This is a genomic window from Enterococcus florum, assembly GCF_004309355.1.
Classification (GTDB): domain Bacteria; phylum Bacillota; class Bacilli; order Lactobacillales; family Enterococcaceae; genus Enterococcus_A; species Enterococcus_A florum.
Genome location: NZ_BJCC01000035.1, coordinates 1 through 16,111, shown reverse-complemented (window position 1 = coordinate 16,111; position 16,111 = coordinate 1). Strand labels below are relative to the sequence as shown.

Genomic DNA, 16,111 nt, shown 5'->3' with positions numbered 1-16,111 from the left:
GTGCCTAGAGCTATAAGGGATTCGGGCGATATATCATGTTTCAAGTTTTAGTTAAAATAGTAAGTGTCAACACTAATTGACTATAAAATGAATGGATCGATCATTACGTACAAATTAACCCGTTATGTTTGTAACAAATAGACAGTCACTAAAATTCATAGAAACTGTCATTGCTTTACCATTTTAATTAAGTACTATCCAACTAATACTGAAGGTTTCAATTATAAGAGGAAACAATACAAAGAAAGAATAAATAGAAAAGTGAATCGAAGGGGGCAAAAGGATGAGCATCATCATCAACACCCAACAAAGACAAATTCAAATTAGCTCTGAGGAACTTCTTTATATCAAAACTATTCCTAATAAGACCCACAAGCTATGTTTTATAACAATAGACAATGAATATTTATGTAGAGGGGACTTGTGTCAATTTGAATCTGCATATACCTATCTTTATCGTTGTCATCGTTCTTTATTAGTAAACTTGAAAGCAATCAAGGAAATAAATAAAGGTAAAAAACAAATTATTTTCAAAGAAAGCAGCATGAAAAGTTGTTTTTTTCAAGACGATGTCTAACAGGCTTAACAGAAAAATGGAAAGAGTCTATACTAGGAGAAGAAAGATATGAATCACAATAACCATTCAGGGGCAAAAAGATGCCGTTCGCGACATCGCCGTTGTGAATTGTCTGAAAATTTTTTATAGTTTTGATTATAAAATATGTGAACGGAACCTAATTGCTCTATCATCAGCGTTTTTAGTTTTGTAGGAATCCCTTAGTCAGTATTTCGGAAAGAAAATACCGCAGAGAGAGCGCTTTTTTGTGATTCTTTTTATAATCCTTGCTTTTATCCAGCCGGATAAGCAGATTCGTTTGCTGTTATTAGCAGGACTATTTATTGAAAGTATGGTACTTACACCATTCATTTATAAACTAACAAGAAGGAGCTATAAAAATTATGAATACTATCAAGAAGAATGCTAAAAGAAATTGGAAAACAAAAGTCATAAAGAAGCTGGTGGAACGATCTTATATGGAGAATAGAATTTGCGTTATTGCTGGATTTTACGAACCCGTGAATCCAAAATTCAAAAGAAAAGCTAGCAAATGATGTTAAGCATCCCAGTGCTTTTAATCTCAATAGGACAAGGAATAGCCTACTGTACAATCTATCAAGCAATGAGCAAAAATAAGTTTTCGCTATTTTATATTGCAACTTTTTGCGTGATCTATACTATTTCATTTTCTACAATAAGCTATTTTGGTTCGATTTTTGTCTTCTGCTTTTTTTATCTCCATAGTTATAAAAGTTTTAAACTAGGAAATAAAAGTTTGTCATGGTTTTATAGTATCTATACTACATTAGTTACTTCTTTATTAGGCTATATATTCCTGATGTTTTCATCTTTTATACTCGATTTAGAAACGGAAATAAATTTAAAGGTTTTAATAATCAATGCTATTGCACCTATATTTCCCATTGTTGTTAACCTCTTATTACTTAAATTTCTTAAGCCGAATTTTGATTTTTTGCGGAAAAATACCGAACTGATAAATCAAATCTTTTTCACTACCGTTAATATCCTCTTAACTCTATGTTGCATCATTCAATATACCAATTACTGGTTTGAAAAATACGTAGATACTAATCCGATTAGAGGATATCTCACTTTAATATTCTTAGGTACGGTGATTGCTTTGTTAAGTTATCTCAGCTTTAAAATACGTGAGTTGAACAATCAACAGATCCAACAATTGAAAGACGAGCAGGTAAAGGATCTAACCACCTATGTTCATCATATCGAAGATTTATACAATGATATCCGCAGCTTTCGCCATGACTATCAAAATGTTCTGATTAGCCTAAAGGAAAGTATCAATACTCAAGACGTCGGCGTCATCGAAAAGACCTATCAAACTATTTTAGCTAACGAAAAAATCAACCTACAAGATGATAAGTTTCACCTAACTAAGTTGAATAATTTAGAACTCCTGCCAATAAAAGGGATTGTCTCTGCCAAAGTTATCAAAGCACTGCAAGAGCAAATTAATGTTTCTATTGAAGTCACAGACCCCATCACGGAAACTTCTTTAGATGTTCTGGACTATGTACGCATTCTTTCGATCTTGCTGGATAATGCCATTGAAGCAGCTGTTCAAACAGAACAGCCAACGTTGACAATCGCCTTCTTCTTCAATGAAGATCAAACAGAACAAACAATTATTATTGAGAACACTTGTGAAGAACCGAAAGTAAACATAAAAAAGCTATTTGAAGTGGGGTATTCTACTAAAGGAAGCAATCGAGGAATCGGATTGGCTACTTTAAAATCCATTTTTAATCAATATGAGCAGCTAACCTTAGAGACAGAATGTGATCAATACTTATTTCGGCAAGTGATCACTATACGAGGAGAATGTTAACATGAATATTTTTATATTAGAAGATGATCTACTTCAACAACAAAAACTAGAGCGCCTTATCCGGAATATTTTGGCAAGAAAAAAGTGGCTGCCCCGATCCATTTTTAAAACGGCCAAACCAAGGCTTTTATTAGAGACTGTTGAAACAACTCAGGGTAAAAATATCTATTTTCTGGACATTGAAATAAAAAATGAAGAGAAAAAAGGCTTGGAAACAGCACGAGCAATTCGCAAATTGGATCCATACGGTATCATTATTTTTGTAACGACACATTCAGAATTTGCACCTATGACTTACCGTTATAAAGTATCAGCTTTGGAATTTATTGACAAAAATGAAGAGGATGCTGCTTTTCAAGAACAGATTGAAGACTGTTTAGCTGTGCTATTTAATCCTGCAAATCAGTTGGTTGCTGAAGAAGCTTTCGCTTTCGAAAATAAACAGACCCATTTTCAAGTGCCTTTCCACACTATTTTATATTTTGAAACCAGTGAGATTTCTCATAAAGTTCGTTTAATTGGAAAAAATAGAATTTCTGAGTTTTATGCGACATTGGATGAGATTGAGAAAACGGATCGAAGACTGTTCAAATGTCATCGTTCCTTTGTCATTAACCTGGCAAATGTTGAATCCATTAATCGGACAGAAAATATTGTTTCCTTTGGTGATGGTATTGATTGTCTGATCTCCAGACGTAAAACAAGTACAGCTACCCAGCTTATGAAAGAAATTAATCAATAATTTGTTCAATTGGGCGGATGGATAGACATCACTATCTGCACATTTTAATGAAACAAGTGTTTATTTTCTTTACCATTAAATAATCGTTCTGACGTTCTCCATCCCGTTGCAATTGCTGCTGGTGTTAAATCAATTTTGCCGATCACATTCCCAACTGCGGTAATATCCATGCCATCTCCAAAACACATAGTCAATTCTCCGAAGTCTTGCTTTTCAATAAATTTAGGCATACTTCCTTCAGGTACTCTTTATCTTCATACACTTTTATTGCACAAAAAAGCCAATGAAAGAACGATCCATATCGTCATTTCACTGGCTTCTCTTCTAAAAACTCCTATCTTCTTCCTACCCCGCCAACTCATCAAACTGTGAGTTGTACAGTGCAGCGTAATAACCATCTTTGGCTAGTAATTCTTCGTGTGTTCCTTGTTCCTTGATATCGCCGTCTTGCATGTAAAGGATCTTGTCTGCATCTTTGATCGTCGATAGACGGTGAGCGATAACGAAGGAGGTCCGACCGGCCATTAAGTTGTTCATGGCTTGTTGGATCAATACTTCGGTTCTGGTATCGACAGAAGAGGTTGCTTCATCCAAGATCAGGATTGGTTTGTCTGCTAAGATGGCGCGAGCGATCGTCAGCAGTTGTTTTTGTCCTTGAGAGATGTTAGATGATTCTTCGTTTAGCTCCATGTTGTAGCCGCCAGGCAAGGTTTCGATGAAGTGGTTTACGTGAGCAGCTTTGGCTGCGGCGTAAACTTCTTCGTCGGTGGCATCGAGTCTGCCGTAACGGAGGTTGTCCATGATGGTGCCTTTAAACAACCAGGTATCTTGTAATACCATACCGATATTTTCACGTAAATCTGCGCGGTTGAAGTCGCGGATGTCGTGACCGTCGATTTTGATTGCGCCTGAATTGACATCGTAAAAGCGCATCAAGAGTTTTACCATGGTGGTCTTACCTGCACCGGTTGGTCCAACGATGGCAACGGTTTGTCCTGGATCGACGTGGCTGCTGAAGTCGTTGATAATAATTTTTTCTGGTGTGTAGCCAAATTGCACGTGTTCGAAATCGACTTCGCCATTAACCTTGTCAATTTTGACTGGGTTTTCGACGGTTTGGGCTTCTTCGTCTTCACCTAAGAATTCGAAAACACGTTCCGCGGCAGCCGCCATGGATTGCAGCATGTTGGATACTTGTGCCAGCTGGGCAATTGGTTGGGTCAGGTTACGTACGTATTGGATAAAGGCTTGGATGTCACCGACAGTAATGGTCCCATTGTAGGCTAAAATCCCACCGATAATCGCTACGGCTACATAGCCTAAGTTCCCAACAAAGTTCATGATTGGCTGCATCAATCCAGAAAGGAATTGTGATTTCCAAGCGGATTTGAACAGAATATCATTTTGTTGTTTGAATTCGGTTAGTGCATTTTCTTCATCATTAAAAAGATGGACAATGTTGTAGCCGCCGACAGTTTCTTCGACTTGGCCGTTGATCATTCCCAAGTATTTTTGTTGGGTCTTGAAGTGCTTTTGTGAGAATTTAATGACTACTGTAATCAAAAGCAAGGAAATCGGTACAATCAAAATTGATATACCGGTCATCTGTACAGAGATAGACAACATCATGATAATAACTCCGACAATCGTAAAGGTCGAGGTTATCAGCTGTGTGATCGATTGGTTCAGTGATTGTCCTAAGGTATCTACGTCATTGGTGATACGAGATAGGACTTCACCGGTTGTTCGGCTTTCAAAGTAGTTCATTGGCATACGGTTGATTTTTTCGGAAATTTCTTTGCGCATGCGGTAGGTAATTTTTTGCGTGATCGTAGACATGATCCAGCCCTGCATGATCCCGAAAGCGGAAGCGACGAGATACAGCCCCAGCATAAAGAGCAAAATCTGTCCAATCTTATCGAAATTGATATCGCCGGTGCCTTGATATTTCTTAATTAAGCCATTGAACAATTCGGTGATGGCTTTTGATAAGATTTTTGGTCCCCAAATATTGAAGACGGTCGATGCCGCCGCAAAGATCATCACGAATAAAACGGGGAGCTTATAGTTTGCCATATAAGAGACGAGCTTTTTAATGGTGCCTTTAAAGTCTTTGGCTTTTTCGCCAGGCCCCATTCCGCGGCCGCCCATTGGTCCATGTCCGCCTTGTCGGCGCGGTTGTTTGTTTTCTTCTGCCATTTTCTTCCCCTCCTATTCTGCTTCTAGGCCTAATTCGGCGTTACTCAATTGTGAAGAAGCGATTTCTTGATAGACTGGTGATGTTTCCATTAGTTCGTCGTGGGTTCCTTGCGCCACGATCCGTCCTTCATTTAAAACGATAATGTTATCGGCATGAAGGATCGTTGAAATTTTTTGAGCCACAATGATTTGCGTAATTCCTTTGACGTTTTCAGCCAGGGCACGACGTAAAGCAATGTCGGTCTTGTTGTCCAAAGCGGATAGTGAATCATCAAAGATCAAAATTTTCGGATCTTTGGCTAAGGCTCTGGCAATCGACAACCGTTGTTTTTGTCCTCCCGAGACGTTGGTTCCGCCTTGAGAAATTTGACGTTCGTAGCCTAATTCATTGCCATCGATAAATTCTTCTGCTTGGGCAATTCTAGCGGCTTTCTTCATTTGTTCATCGGAAATGCCTTCGACGTTCCCGAATTTGATATTGGATTCAATATCGCCGGAGAACAGCACGCCTTTTTGCGGAACAAAACCGATCAGGTCATGCAGCTTATGCAGGCTCATTTGACGAATGTCGACACCATCAATGGTAATTCGGCCACCACTGACATCGAAAAGTCGTGGAATCAAATTCACCACAGTGGATTTCCCTGAACCAGTTGAACCGATTAACGCAGTGGTTTCTCCTGGTTTTGCCGTGAAATTGATATGATGCAGTACATCTTCCCCTGCATCTGGATAATGGAAGGTCACACCTTCGAATTTCACTTGACCCTTGAAGTCATGGTCGTCTTGCGGTTGTTCTGGATCAATAATAGAAGGTTCTGTTTCCAAAACTTCATCGACACGGCCAGCTGAAACGTTGGCCCGAGGCAAGATGATCGAAACCATGGATAACATCATAAAGGCCATCACAATTTGCATGGTGTAAGTAATGAAGGCCATCATGTCCCCAACCTGCAATTGTCCGGAATCAATATTATGGCCGCCAACCCAGACAATCAAGACGGAAATACCGTTCATCAACAGCATCATAATCGGCATCATGATCGACATGCTGCGGTTCACAAACATTTGGGTTTTCATCAAGTTAGTATTGGCAACATCGAAGCGGTTTTCTTCGTATTTTTCTCGAGAAAAGGCCCGAATAACTGGCAGACCAGTAATGATTTCACGAGAGACCAAGTTCACTCGGTCAACTAATTTTTGCAGGCTCTTGAATTTTGGCATCGTAAAACCTAACAGTGTTAACACTAAAATCAAGACTAAACCGACGGCCAGAGCAATAATCCAGCCCATTCCTGTTCCGGTCTTATACACTTGGTACACCCCGCCGATTCCTAAGATTGGTGCATATAGCACTAGTCGAATAGTCATGACCAGCCCCATTTGAATTTGTTGAATATCATTGGTACTCCGCGTAATCAAGGATGCTGGTGAAAATTTCTCCATTTCGGTATTGGAGAATTGTAGGATCTTGTCAAACTGACCCACCCGCAGACTTTTACCGACTGAAGAAGAAACCAGCGACGCGATCAAGCCGACTAAAATGGCTGCTACTGCTGAAATCAAGGTCAGAATCAGCATTTCGGTTCCGCGTTTGATCATGTAATCCATTTGAATTTGTTTCGTATCTTTATCAAGTGCCTTGTATTCTGCTAAGGTCAATTGAACGCCGACGGTCTTCAGTGAATCTTGACCGACATCGCCTAAGCCCTCTTTGGTTTCCTTACGAGCCGCTTCGACTTTTTCAGGCAATTCGTTTTGAGTTTGTGTGATCGAATCCCCAATTGATTTGGCTTGCTCGCCTTTGGCTTGGGCTTCTTCACCTTTTTGGGCGGCTTCAGCACCTTTGGCTTGAGCAGTTGCTGCATCACCAGAGGCTGCGGCGGTTTGGGCTGCGGCTCCAGCTGCTTGGGCTTCCTGCGCTAACTCTTGCGCTTCTTTGCCTAATTCTTGGGCTTGCTTGCCCTCGGCACCTAACTGTTTGTAGTCCTCTAAAATTTCTTTGGCTGCCTGTCCATCCTTGGACTCTTTTGATTGAGACGTGGCCAACATGAACATTGGCAGTTCAAAAATCTTAGCCAGCTTTTCTTTGGTCATACCATCTTTTAAATGCAGCTCATAAACAGCAACGTCTTTGCCGTCCACTTTTTCTGTCGTTTTTTTGTAGTTTTCTTTAATCGTGTCTTTTTCCTCGCCGGTCATAAATAGCTCCAGCGCTGAGAGGGTGGATTCACGAATGCTTTCTGGGGTAGCAGACTCTAAGCCCCCCTGTTGAATCCCTACATCCACGATGTCGGATGTAATACTTGGCAATGTCAAATCACTGTGGGCCTGAACCACTAGCAGAATCAGCGCCGCGAGGATGGCATACCAGTATTTGCGTAAATATTTAAATAGTTTCACGTTTAATCCCTTCCTTGTCTATTCGTTTGCCGGCTTTTTGGTGGCGCCGTATTTTAACCAATTTAGTTTCAGCTTAAATTCTGCCATGACTTCTTCAATCGAATAGTCATCCTTCTCCTTCATTTGCTTATAGCCCTCGGCAATTGTCGAGAACACCGTATGCATCAGCATTCTAACCAAAAGCTTCAACTCCTGCTGATTGGCTACCTCCAATAGGGATAGATCCACTAGATCGTAAAATTCCTGAAGATTTTCTTTGTGCTGCTGATCTGGAGGACATGCGCCGTGAGGCCTTTTGCCGAAATGCGGAGCAACTTTATGAAACGAACGATAATCCATACTCATAAACAGGTTTTTATAAAAGGCGGCATTCGTTCCTTGTAAAACCTCCTTGATCATTTTCGAAAAATAAAGCTCAAACCCCTCAAACAGCTTTCCATCAGCCTGTTCAATCGCCGAATTCAATTCTAGTTGAAAATTCCGCCGCATACTTTGGAAATAATAGAAATACAAATCTTCCTTGTCTTCAAAGTATTGATAGAAGCTGCCTCTAGGAATGTCCGCATCTTTAATAATTTGTGCAATGGACGCTTCACCTAGCGGCACTCTCGAGAACTCTTTTTTGGCAGCATCCATGATGCGCTGCTGCTTTTTTTCCGACAAATGATAAAAGGTTTCTTTAGGCATGATCGTTCCCTCCTCACTTAAAAAAAATTGAATTAAATGACAAATGACACCCTGTCATGTGACACCTTGTCATTATACGCTCTTTCTTTTTTTATACAAGTGTTTTGTTTCATAACTTTTATAAAAATTTATCTTTTTTACAAGGTTTCTAATGCAAATAAAAAAAAGAGCTGCTGCTCCAATGATGGTAAGGGTTTCACATGAATGGTGAGGGTTTAGAGCGGAATAAAAAAACTACGCAAGTTAAGGATTAGAACCTTAACTGCGCAGTTTTTCATCGATTATTTAACGATAGATGTCAAATAGCTTTTCGTTGTAAGCATCGCCGCCGTCAATGTTGCTGCTTCTGAAAACCGGCACCTCGATCCCGCGATCAATCTCCAGCTGGACAAAGGCAGTAACCACTAACTGAATAATGAAGCAGCTCATCACGGTAGAAGTTGGCCCGGTCTTAACTACCTCTGTATGAGAGATGCTGGCATCGCCGTAGACAGAACGGTTGTCCAAAATGACATCCGCTAATTCGAATAGTCGCAGACCGCTTGCATGGCGACTAGTGCTGTTCTTTGATGCTTCTAGAGCAGTTAAAGCGATGATCCCTACTCCCATTTCTTTTAACCGTTGAGCAAGTTCAACCAATAAAGCATTTCGACCAGAGTTGGAGGTCATGACGATTGTATCGCCCTTTACAAAAGGATACAGCTCCATCAATACATCCGCATACTCGGTAGTTCGTTCAATCATGGTACTTTTGAAGGCATGGTTCATTCCTAGTTCATTTTCCAAAATCGGAATAAATCCTGCATACCCTCCTGCACGAGCAAAGACTTCTTGTCCAATGATGTAAGAATGCCCCGTACCAAAGAAATAGACCTTCTTATCTTGTTGGATACTTTTGCTCATCAGTTGTGCCGCTTGTTGAATCGCTTCTTGTTCTTTATTAATTATGTGTTCCATACTTTCTTGAAGTACGTGATAATAGTTCTGCATTAGATTCATTGTCGTGTATGATATTATTCGCCCAATGGCTTTTTATAATATCTTCCTTTCTCAGTATTATATAGTTCTACTAAGTAATTCCGTTAATTGCTGTTAAAAACCGTTCGGTAATCAACTTGGGATTGTTAATTGCTGTGCCTACTACAACAGCATCAGCACCAGATTCAAGTGCCTCCGCAGCATCTTCTCGTGTCCAAATTTTACCTTCAGCTATAATGAAGCACGAAATGGATCTTCTTAATTCCTTGATGAAATCCATATCGCAATCTTGAGTCAAAAACTCCTTTGTATCTGCTGTGTATCCTCGCAAAGTAGTTGAGACAATGTCGGCTCCAGCTTTTTGGCTTTCCATGGCATCTGCAACTGTTGCGACATCTGCCATAAGAACTACATTTGGATAGCGTTCCTTTATCTCTTTGATTAACTTATAAGTTGTTTCCCCTGCAGGATTAAGTCCGTGGGTTCCATCTAGAGCAATGATATCCACACCACAAGCAACTAGTGCCTCTACCTCTTTCATCGTTGGTGTAATAAAAACATTACTATCCGGATAATCTGCTTTCCAGATACCTATGATTAAGGCCTCGGGAATCGCTTTTTTGATAGCTTCAACGTGTTCTGGTGTGTCCACACGAAAATTTGTACAGCCAGCAGCAGCAGAACATTCCGCTAATAAAACCATGTGTTCTTTAGTACAAAGCGGATTTTGATCTGAAGATTGAACAGATACAATTAATGACTTGTTTAATCTGTTTAATATTTGCTCTTTTTCCATAGTCTCTCTTCTTTCAATTTTTTTACAGAGAATAACTTTACCAACCACAAAGTGTATATACAATATTTACACATCGATTATACAACGTAGAAAAATGGCTGTCAATGACAATTTGTAATTATTGTATATACAAAATCTGATTTTATGTCTAACATTTTCCAGCTACATAAGGTATAATAGGAGCGACAAATAAAAAAGGAAGGTGTTTTCTTTGGAATCAAGCAAACTTACCACAAACCAAATCACTAAACTTTTACATGATGAAATTAATCAGATGACAAATGCCGACCATAAAAAATTCGCAACTGAGAGAGAAATCATGGAACGCTTTTCTGTGAGCCGAATGAGTGCACGTCAGATTTTGAATGATTTAGTTGCAGAAGGCGTTCTCTATCGTGAAAAAGGAAAAGGTGTCTTTATCAATAAACGAATTATACAGCGCAGCCAGTATATTTATAGTTTTACGGAATCTATGAAGGAGCGAGGAATGACGCCTAGTAGTAAAGTAATCGAGCTGAAAAAAATGATTCCGCCAGAACTTGCCCGCTTAACTTTGGGTATGGAGGAAGGAGAATTCTGCTTTTTTTTGAAAAGACTACGCTTTGCGGATAATGAACCTTTTGCATTGGAAACAATCTATACACCTGTATCATTAGTTCCAGAATTAGAAAACTACGATTTAGCTCATGATTCGTTTTATCGCATTTTAGAAGAAGAATATCATAAAGAATTTTCTTATAATAAAGAAGTCATCAGCGCAATAGAGGTTGATGGTGACATTGCTCAACAACTGTACGGGAAAGATCACGGCATTTCACTTAAAGTTCTCGATATCTTATATGACGTGAACCAGCAAGCTCTTGAATATGCTGAATCTTGGTATCACGCTGAAAAATATTCCTATGTATCGATTAGCTTAAAACGTTGATTTACTGAATTAAGTCGATAAACGGTCTGCTTTTGCAGATCGTTTTTTTGATATTCAGTTGACACGCCTTTCGTCCGTGGTATAATCAAAATATACAAAGTGTATATACAATATTTTTAAACTTATTGCTACTTGCATTTATTTGGTTGACTTTTTGAAGATTTTGTATGTTTCTCTATGGAAATTTTGACAGAAAGGATATAAGTATGAACAATATATTAACGGCATTGCTTGTTGGTATCACAGCTGGAATTCTCGAATGGGATATCTATGGAGGTTTTCAATTTCAGACTAGCAGACCAATTATTGTAGGTCCTGTAATCGGTTTGATCTTAGGGGATTTTGCAACTGGATTATATATTGGCGCATCATTAGAAATGATTTATCTTGGGGTGATAGCAGTTGGAGCAGCGGTGCCACCAGATGCAACCTCTGCAACTGCTATCACTACGGCTCTTTGTATTATATCCGGTATGAATAAAGATGCGGCAGTTACTCTCGCAATTCCCGTAGCTGTGATTGCACAAATGCTGCAAATGCTTATTTGGACATTAAATAGCGGCTTCCTTCATCGGGCAGATCACTATCTAGAACAAGGAGAAGTTGAAAAAGCAACACGAGTTCAATATGGAGGAATGATTTTGTTCTTCTTACAAGGATTCCTTCCTGCCTTCTTCGCTATTTGGCTTGGAGCAGATTTGGTTGGAGATTTTGTGAATAATATGCCTGAATGGATCAACAATTGGTTGACTATGGCAGGAGGCATGTTGCCAGCACTTGGATTTGCAATGCTGTTTCGTTTGATGGCCAAACCCAGACTGATCCCTTTCTTTATTATCGGCTTTACCCTTGCTGCGGCATTTGGCGGGACATTAGTGAGCACAGCTGCAATTGGTTTGGCCTTAGCATTACTGTACGTATATCAGATGGATGCCGCTCAAGTTCCTCGTAGAAACCGAGCAAGGAGGTAAATATGGAAAATCAACCATTAAATAAAGAAGAAAAGCACTCGCTACTCACGAAAAAGGATTTGAATCAGGTATTTTTCCGCTCATTTTTTGAAAACTCTACAATCAATTATGAGCGATTTCAATCTTTAGGTTTTTTATATGCCATGCAACCTATCCTAAAAAAATTGTATTCAAACAAAGAAGACTACATCCGAGCGGCTAAACGCCATCTAGAGATGTATAACTGTACAGAATACATGGTAAATCCAATCTTAGGCGTGACCATTGCTTTAGAAGAGAAAAATGCTGCACTGTGTGACAAAAAAGCTAGTTCCGAAGAATTTGAAAAATCTATTAACAGCATGAAAGTTGGACTAATGGGACCTCTAGCAGGAATCGGTGACTCATTGATTTGGGCAACAATACGTCCAATTATCGCTGCAATTGGTGCAGGAATTGCCTTACAAGGAAGCTTCCTAGGCCCTTTGCTGTTTTTAGTAGTCTTCAACTTCTTCCATCTAGGTTTTCGTTATTATACATTGCATTACGCCTATCACAAGGGAACCGCTCTTCTTTCAAATATGCATGAGAGTAATATCATTGCTAAACTGTCTGAGGGAGCAGCGGTCTTGGGACTCACCGTGTTAGGCTGCTTAGTAGCACAATGGGTCTCATTATCTATTTCTACTGTCTTAAAAATTCAAGGAGCAGAGATAAATATTCAGGAATTACTGGATGGCATTATGCCTAGTTTGCTTCCGTTAGGTCTTACAATGTTACTTGTCTTTTTATTCAATAAAAAATTAACATCCGGAAAACTCGTTATTTTCATTTTTATCTTAGCTTTGGTTTTGTCTTTACTGGGGGTATGACATGAATATTATTATGATGGCACACGGTACATTAGCTAACAGCTTGTTGAAATCTACTAAAATGATTTTAGGTCCTATAGACAACCGCGTCCAAGCAATCGATTTTGGAGCAAATGAATCTTTGGAGCAACTGTCGAATAAACTAGAAAAACAATTAAACAAGGAGATGAATCTGATATTTTGTGATTTGAAAGGCGGCACTCCTTTTAATACGGCTTATCTACTTAGACAAAAATATCCAATTAAGATTGTCTGTGGAATGAATTTAGGAATGCTATTAGAGTATTTCATGCATGCTTTATCAAATGACGAACTACCTTCATTGGCTATTGCAAAGGATGCAGGAATAAAAGCAATTGAAGTTTTTGATCTCGACTAAATAAAGGAGGGAAAATTTTGGGTATTATATATAATCGTGTAGATGGTAGAATGGTCCATGGACAAGTAGCAACTTCTTTAGCTCCTGCTTTACGGGCAGATGAGATACTTGTTTTGAACGATGAAGCAGCTCAGGATACTAATCAGATCATGTTAATGCAATTGGCCTCCCCACAAGGTTGTGAAATAGATGTGTTCACAATCGAAACTGGTACAGAAATTATCTTGGATCAGGATTTTAATGGTGATCGAACTTTTATCATTTTCAAAACGATTCAAGATGCTTTAAAAGCCGCAGTATATGGCTATGTACCAGAAGTACTTTATATCGGCGGTATGTATAGTACTGAAGGCAAAGAAGAAAAGGCCATTGCACTTTACGTAGATTCTGAGGATTGTCGTGCATTTCGCCAACTAGAGGATAAAGGTGTACAACTGATCTATCAAGTTTCACCATTAAACAAAGAAAAAAAATTAAGTGAGCTTGTAGACTACTAATCTTAATAGCATGCTATTCCGCATAAAAGAACTTCTTCAATCTTCTTCGAGAACAATTATTCGCTTTTTTTTAAGGAACGTAGTAGAATCACCCTGACTTATAAAAAGTAAGTAATTCCCCTGGAGATTGAAGGAGGTCATTTCTAATGAAGAACATCGGCTTTTTGAGTTTTGGTCATTGGATGGATTTTGAAGGCTCTATTGTTCGCACGGCGAAAGATGCCTATTTGCAGTCGATTGATCTTGCCGTTGAAGCAGAAAAGATTGGGATTGATGGTGCCTACTATCGGGTGCATCATTTTGCTGATCAAATTGGTTCGCCCTTCCCATTGCTTTCAGCGATTGGTGCGAAAACCAGTCAAATCGAAATCGGTACTGGTCTGATTGATATGCGGTATGAAAATCCTTATATGATGGCAGAAAATGCTGGCTTAACCGATATTATTACCCAAGGACGAGTGGAACTAGGTGTCGGCCGTGGTTCACCGGAACAAGTGCTGGATGGCTGGAAGTACTTTGGCTACGACTACAGTGAAGAAGAAATCAAAGACATTACCCGGGAACGGACACTGGAATTCTTGAAGCTGCTGGAAGGCGAACGCTTCGCTGAACAAAATCCACAGCCTATGTTTCCACAAGCACCCGGGAAATTGCGGATCGAACCTTATTCTGAAGGATTGCGTCAACGGATTTGGTGGGGCGCTGGTTCGACACAGACTGCTGTCTGGGCTGCTCAACATGGCATGAATTTGCAGTCTTCTACTTTGGTGAACTATGAAACCAATGAACCCTTCCATGTTCAGCAAGCCAATCAATTGCGGGCCTTTAAAGAAGCGTGGAAGGAAGCCGGTCACGACTTTGAACCACGAACATTGGTTACCCGTTCGATTCAACCTATTACCACCGACCTTGATCGTCGACTGTTTGGGCATCAAGACGATGAAATGAAATACGATCAAGTTGGTTTCTTGGCTTACCACCAAAACCCAACGATTTTCGGTAAAACCTTTGCCGGTGAGCCTGATAAAATCGTGAAAGAATTGGCGGAGGATGAAGCAATTAAAGAAGCCGATACCGTGCTTGTTACCATCCCTAACACATTAGGTGTTGAGTACAACATTCATTTACTTGAAACGATTGTAAAAGATATTGCCCCTGATTTGGGCTGGAAATAAAACGCTAAACTAAGCTAGTCTGAGGCTCAGACTAGCTTTTTTTGTCGTATTTTTCGCCTTCAACCTGCTAAATTCAAAGCAAAATGGTTACAGTATAGAGCGTACTGCGTTATACTTTTAGTTGTAACGAATTTTATTAGGAGGTTTTCGCAATGGAACAGTTGAAATTGAACAACGGTCAAATGATTCCGCAATTAGGTTTAGGTGTCTTCAAGGTCCAAGATGCAGACGATCTGAAATCTGCCGTTGCAGAAGCATTGAAAGATGGCTATCGTCATTTTGATACAGCAACGATCTATCATAATGAAGAATGGCTTGGCGAAGCACTGGCTGAGAGTGATGTGAAACGGGAAGAACTATTCATTACCTCAAAAGTATGGAACAGCAACACCACCTACGACGAAACAATCGCTGCTTTCCATGAATCCTTGAAAAAATTGCAAACAGACTACTTGGATCTTTATTTGATCCATTGGCCTAGCGAAGGCTATAACGAAAAATGGCGTGCGATGGAAAGCTTGTACAATGACGGCTTGATCAAATCCATCGGGGTTTCTAATTTTGAAAAGCCTCATATGGAAAAATTGCTGACAACTGCCAAAATTAAACCAGCTGTTGATCAAGTAGAAACCCATCCGTATTTCCAACAAAAAGAATTGAACGACTACTTGAAGAGCCTAGATATCGCCCATGAAGCTTGGGGTCCTCTTGGACAAGGAAAAAGCAACGTTCTGGAAGATCCTGTTTTGGTAAAAATTGCTGAAGCTCATGACAAAACGGTGGCACAGGTCATTTTACGTTGGCACTTGCAACGAGACATCATTGTCATTCCAAAATCAGTCCATGCGGAACGCATCGCTCAAAATATCGATGTCTTTGATTTCAATTTGACCGACGAAGAAATGTCGATGATTGCTTCTATCGATAAAAATCAACGGGGTTCTGGCGATCCTAACGATGAAGAGTTTTTAAAGGGTACACTGAGTCGGACATAATCAGTGACCCTTGACTAGCTAGCAAAGAACAAGAGACTGTGACATAAGTCATAGTCCTTAATAGAAAAAAATTGGCTACCATAA

The 16,111-nt window shown here is 39.6% G+C and carries 16 protein-coding genes; 10 read left to right on the top strand and 6 right to left on the bottom strand.

Annotated elements, in window-relative coordinates:
* The first annotated feature begins 283 nt into the window (after positions 1-283).
* From NRIC_RS17650 to NRIC_RS17640, 3 genes are all read left to right on the top strand, one after another.
* The gene (locus tag NRIC_RS17650) at positions 284-577 is read left to right on the top strand and encodes a LytTR family DNA-binding domain-containing protein (protein ID WP_146624039.1); all 294 of its coding nucleotides are present in this window, start codon (positions 284-286) and stop codon (positions 575-577) included.
* Positions 578-1,109: 532 nt separating this feature from the next.
* A complete protein-coding gene (locus NRIC_RS17645; RefSeq protein WP_146624038.1) occupies positions 1,110-2,426 on the top strand; it encodes a sensor histidine kinase in 1,317 nt (438 codons plus the stop codon).
* Position 2,427: 1 nt separating this feature from the next.
* A complete protein-coding gene (locus NRIC_RS17640) occupies positions 2,428-3,168 on the top strand; it encodes a response regulator transcription factor (RefSeq protein WP_146624037.1) in 741 nt (246 codons plus the stop codon).
* Between the two features lie 44 nt (positions 3,169-3,212).
* Here the strand turns inward: NRIC_RS17640 and NRIC_RS17635 are convergent, their stop codons facing one another.
* The 6 genes from NRIC_RS17635 to NRIC_RS17610 all read right to left on the bottom strand — a co-directional run bounded on the left by NRIC_RS17635 (position 3,213) and on the right by NRIC_RS17610 (position 10,231).
* On the bottom strand, positions 3,213-3,398 hold the full coding sequence (locus NRIC_RS17635) for a hypothetical protein (RefSeq protein WP_146624036.1): 186 nt from the start codon (positions 3,396-3,398) through the stop codon (positions 3,213-3,215).
* A 115-nt stretch (positions 3,399-3,513) separates the two neighbouring features.
* Positions 3,514-5,367, bottom strand: a complete 1,854-nt coding sequence (locus tag NRIC_RS17630) for an ABC transporter ATP-binding protein (protein WP_146624035.1) — start codon at positions 5,365-5,367, stop codon at positions 3,514-3,516.
* 12 nt (positions 5,368-5,379) lie between these two features.
* The gene (locus NRIC_RS17625) at positions 5,380-7,770 is read right to left on the bottom strand and encodes an ABC transporter ATP-binding protein (RefSeq protein ID WP_146624034.1); all 2,391 of its coding nucleotides are present in this window, start codon (positions 7,768-7,770) and stop codon (positions 5,380-5,382) included.
* Positions 7,771-7,788: 18 nt separating this feature from the next.
* Positions 7,789-8,457 carry a TetR/AcrR family transcriptional regulator gene (locus NRIC_RS17620; protein WP_146624033.1) on the bottom strand — a complete coding sequence of 223 codons (669 nt, stop codon included), beginning with the start codon at positions 8,455-8,457 and terminating at the stop codon, positions 7,789-7,791.
* 285 nt (positions 8,458-8,742) lie between these two features.
* A complete protein-coding gene (locus tag NRIC_RS17615; RefSeq protein ID WP_227873852.1) occupies positions 8,743-9,447 on the bottom strand; it encodes a sugar isomerase domain-containing protein in 705 nt (234 codons plus the stop codon).
* Positions 9,448-9,526: 79 nt separating this feature from the next.
* Complete coding sequence (locus NRIC_RS17610; protein ID WP_146624031.1) at positions 9,527-10,231, bottom strand: N-acetylmannosamine-6-phosphate 2-epimerase; 705 nt, start codon at positions 10,229-10,231, stop codon at positions 9,527-9,529.
* Positions 10,232-10,442: 211 nt separating this feature from the next.
* Here NRIC_RS17610 and NRIC_RS17605 point away from each other — a divergent pair, with 211 nt between their 5' ends.
* The 7 genes from NRIC_RS17605 to NRIC_RS17575 all read left to right on the top strand — a co-directional run bounded on the left by NRIC_RS17605 (position 10,443) and on the right by NRIC_RS17575 (position 16,027).
* Positions 10,443-11,159 carry a GntR family transcriptional regulator gene (locus NRIC_RS17605; RefSeq protein ID WP_146624030.1) on the top strand — a complete coding sequence of 239 codons (717 nt, stop codon included), beginning with the start codon at positions 10,443-10,445 and terminating at the stop codon, positions 11,157-11,159.
* Between the two features lie 206 nt (positions 11,160-11,365).
* The gene (locus NRIC_RS17600) at positions 11,366-12,130 is read left to right on the top strand and encodes a PTS mannose/fructose/sorbose/N-acetylgalactosamine transporter subunit IIC (protein WP_175580147.1); all 765 of its coding nucleotides are present in this window, start codon (positions 11,366-11,368) and stop codon (positions 12,128-12,130) included.
* Between the two features lie 2 nt (positions 12,131-12,132).
* Positions 12,133-12,981 carry a PTS system mannose/fructose/sorbose family transporter subunit IID gene (locus tag NRIC_RS17595; protein WP_146624028.1) on the top strand — a complete coding sequence of 283 codons (849 nt, stop codon included), beginning with the start codon at positions 12,133-12,135 and terminating at the stop codon, positions 12,979-12,981.
* A gap of 1 nt (position 12,982) precedes the next feature.
* Positions 12,983-13,360 carry a PTS sugar transporter subunit IIA gene (locus NRIC_RS17590; protein WP_146624027.1) on the top strand — a complete coding sequence of 126 codons (378 nt, stop codon included), beginning with the start codon at positions 12,983-12,985 and terminating at the stop codon, positions 13,358-13,360.
* Positions 13,361-13,377: 17 nt separating this feature from the next.
* Entirely contained in the window at positions 13,378-13,857 is a 480-nt protein-coding gene (locus tag NRIC_RS17585; protein ID WP_146624026.1) for a PTS sugar transporter subunit IIB, read from the top strand.
* 146 nt (positions 13,858-14,003) lie between these two features.
* Complete coding sequence (locus tag NRIC_RS17580) at positions 14,004-15,032, top strand: LLM class flavin-dependent oxidoreductase (RefSeq protein WP_146624025.1); 1,029 nt, start codon at positions 14,004-14,006, stop codon at positions 15,030-15,032.
* Positions 15,033-15,184: 152 nt separating this feature from the next.
* Positions 15,185-16,027, top strand: coding sequence for an aldo/keto reductase (locus NRIC_RS17575; RefSeq protein WP_146624024.1), 843 nt, complete (start codon positions 15,185-15,187; stop codon positions 16,025-16,027).
* The last annotated feature ends 84 nt before the right edge of the window (positions 16,028-16,111 follow it).

What these genes read in the sequence shown, in the direction of transcription:
- NRIC_RS17650 (WP_146624039.1), top strand. Translation starts at nt 284, where the DNA reads ATGAGCATCATCATCAACACCCAACAAAGACAAATTCAAATTAGCTCT.
- NRIC_RS17645 (WP_146624038.1), top strand. Translation starts at nt 1,110, where the DNA reads ATGATGTTAAGCATCCCAGTGCTTTTAATCTCAATAGGACAAGGAATA.
- NRIC_RS17640 (WP_146624037.1), top strand. Translation starts at nt 2,428, where the DNA reads ATGAATATTTTTATATTAGAAGATGATCTACTTCAACAACAAAAACTA.
- NRIC_RS17635 (WP_146624036.1), bottom strand. Translation starts at nt 3,398, where the DNA reads ATGCCTAAATTTATTGAAAAGCAAGACTTCGGAGAATTGACTATGTGT.
- NRIC_RS17630 (WP_146624035.1), bottom strand. Translation starts at nt 5,367, where the DNA reads ATGGCAGAAGAAAACAAACAACCGCGCCGACAAGGCGGACATGGACCA.
- NRIC_RS17620 (WP_146624033.1), bottom strand. Translation starts at nt 8,457, where the DNA reads ATGCCTAAAGAAACCTTTTATCATTTGTCGGAAAAAAAGCAGCAGCGC.
- NRIC_RS17615 (WP_227873852.1), bottom strand. Translation starts at nt 9,447, where the DNA reads ATGCAGAACTATTATCACGTACTTCAAGAAAGTATGGAACACATAATT.
- NRIC_RS17610 (WP_146624031.1), bottom strand. Translation starts at nt 10,231, where the DNA reads ATGGAAAAAGAGCAAATATTAAACAGATTAAACAAGTCATTAATTGTA.
- NRIC_RS17600 (WP_175580147.1), top strand. Translation starts at nt 11,366, where the DNA reads ATGAACAATATATTAACGGCATTGCTTGTTGGTATCACAGCTGGAATT.
- NRIC_RS17595 (WP_146624028.1), top strand. Translation starts at nt 12,133, where the DNA reads ATGGAAAATCAACCATTAAATAAAGAAGAAAAGCACTCGCTACTCACG.
- NRIC_RS17590 (WP_146624027.1), top strand. Translation starts at nt 12,983, where the DNA reads ATGAATATTATTATGATGGCACACGGTACATTAGCTAACAGCTTGTTG.
- NRIC_RS17580 (WP_146624025.1), top strand. Translation starts at nt 14,004, where the DNA reads ATGAAGAACATCGGCTTTTTGAGTTTTGGTCATTGGATGGATTTTGAA.
- NRIC_RS17575 (WP_146624024.1), top strand. Translation starts at nt 15,185, where the DNA reads ATGGAACAGTTGAAATTGAACAACGGTCAAATGATTCCGCAATTAGGT.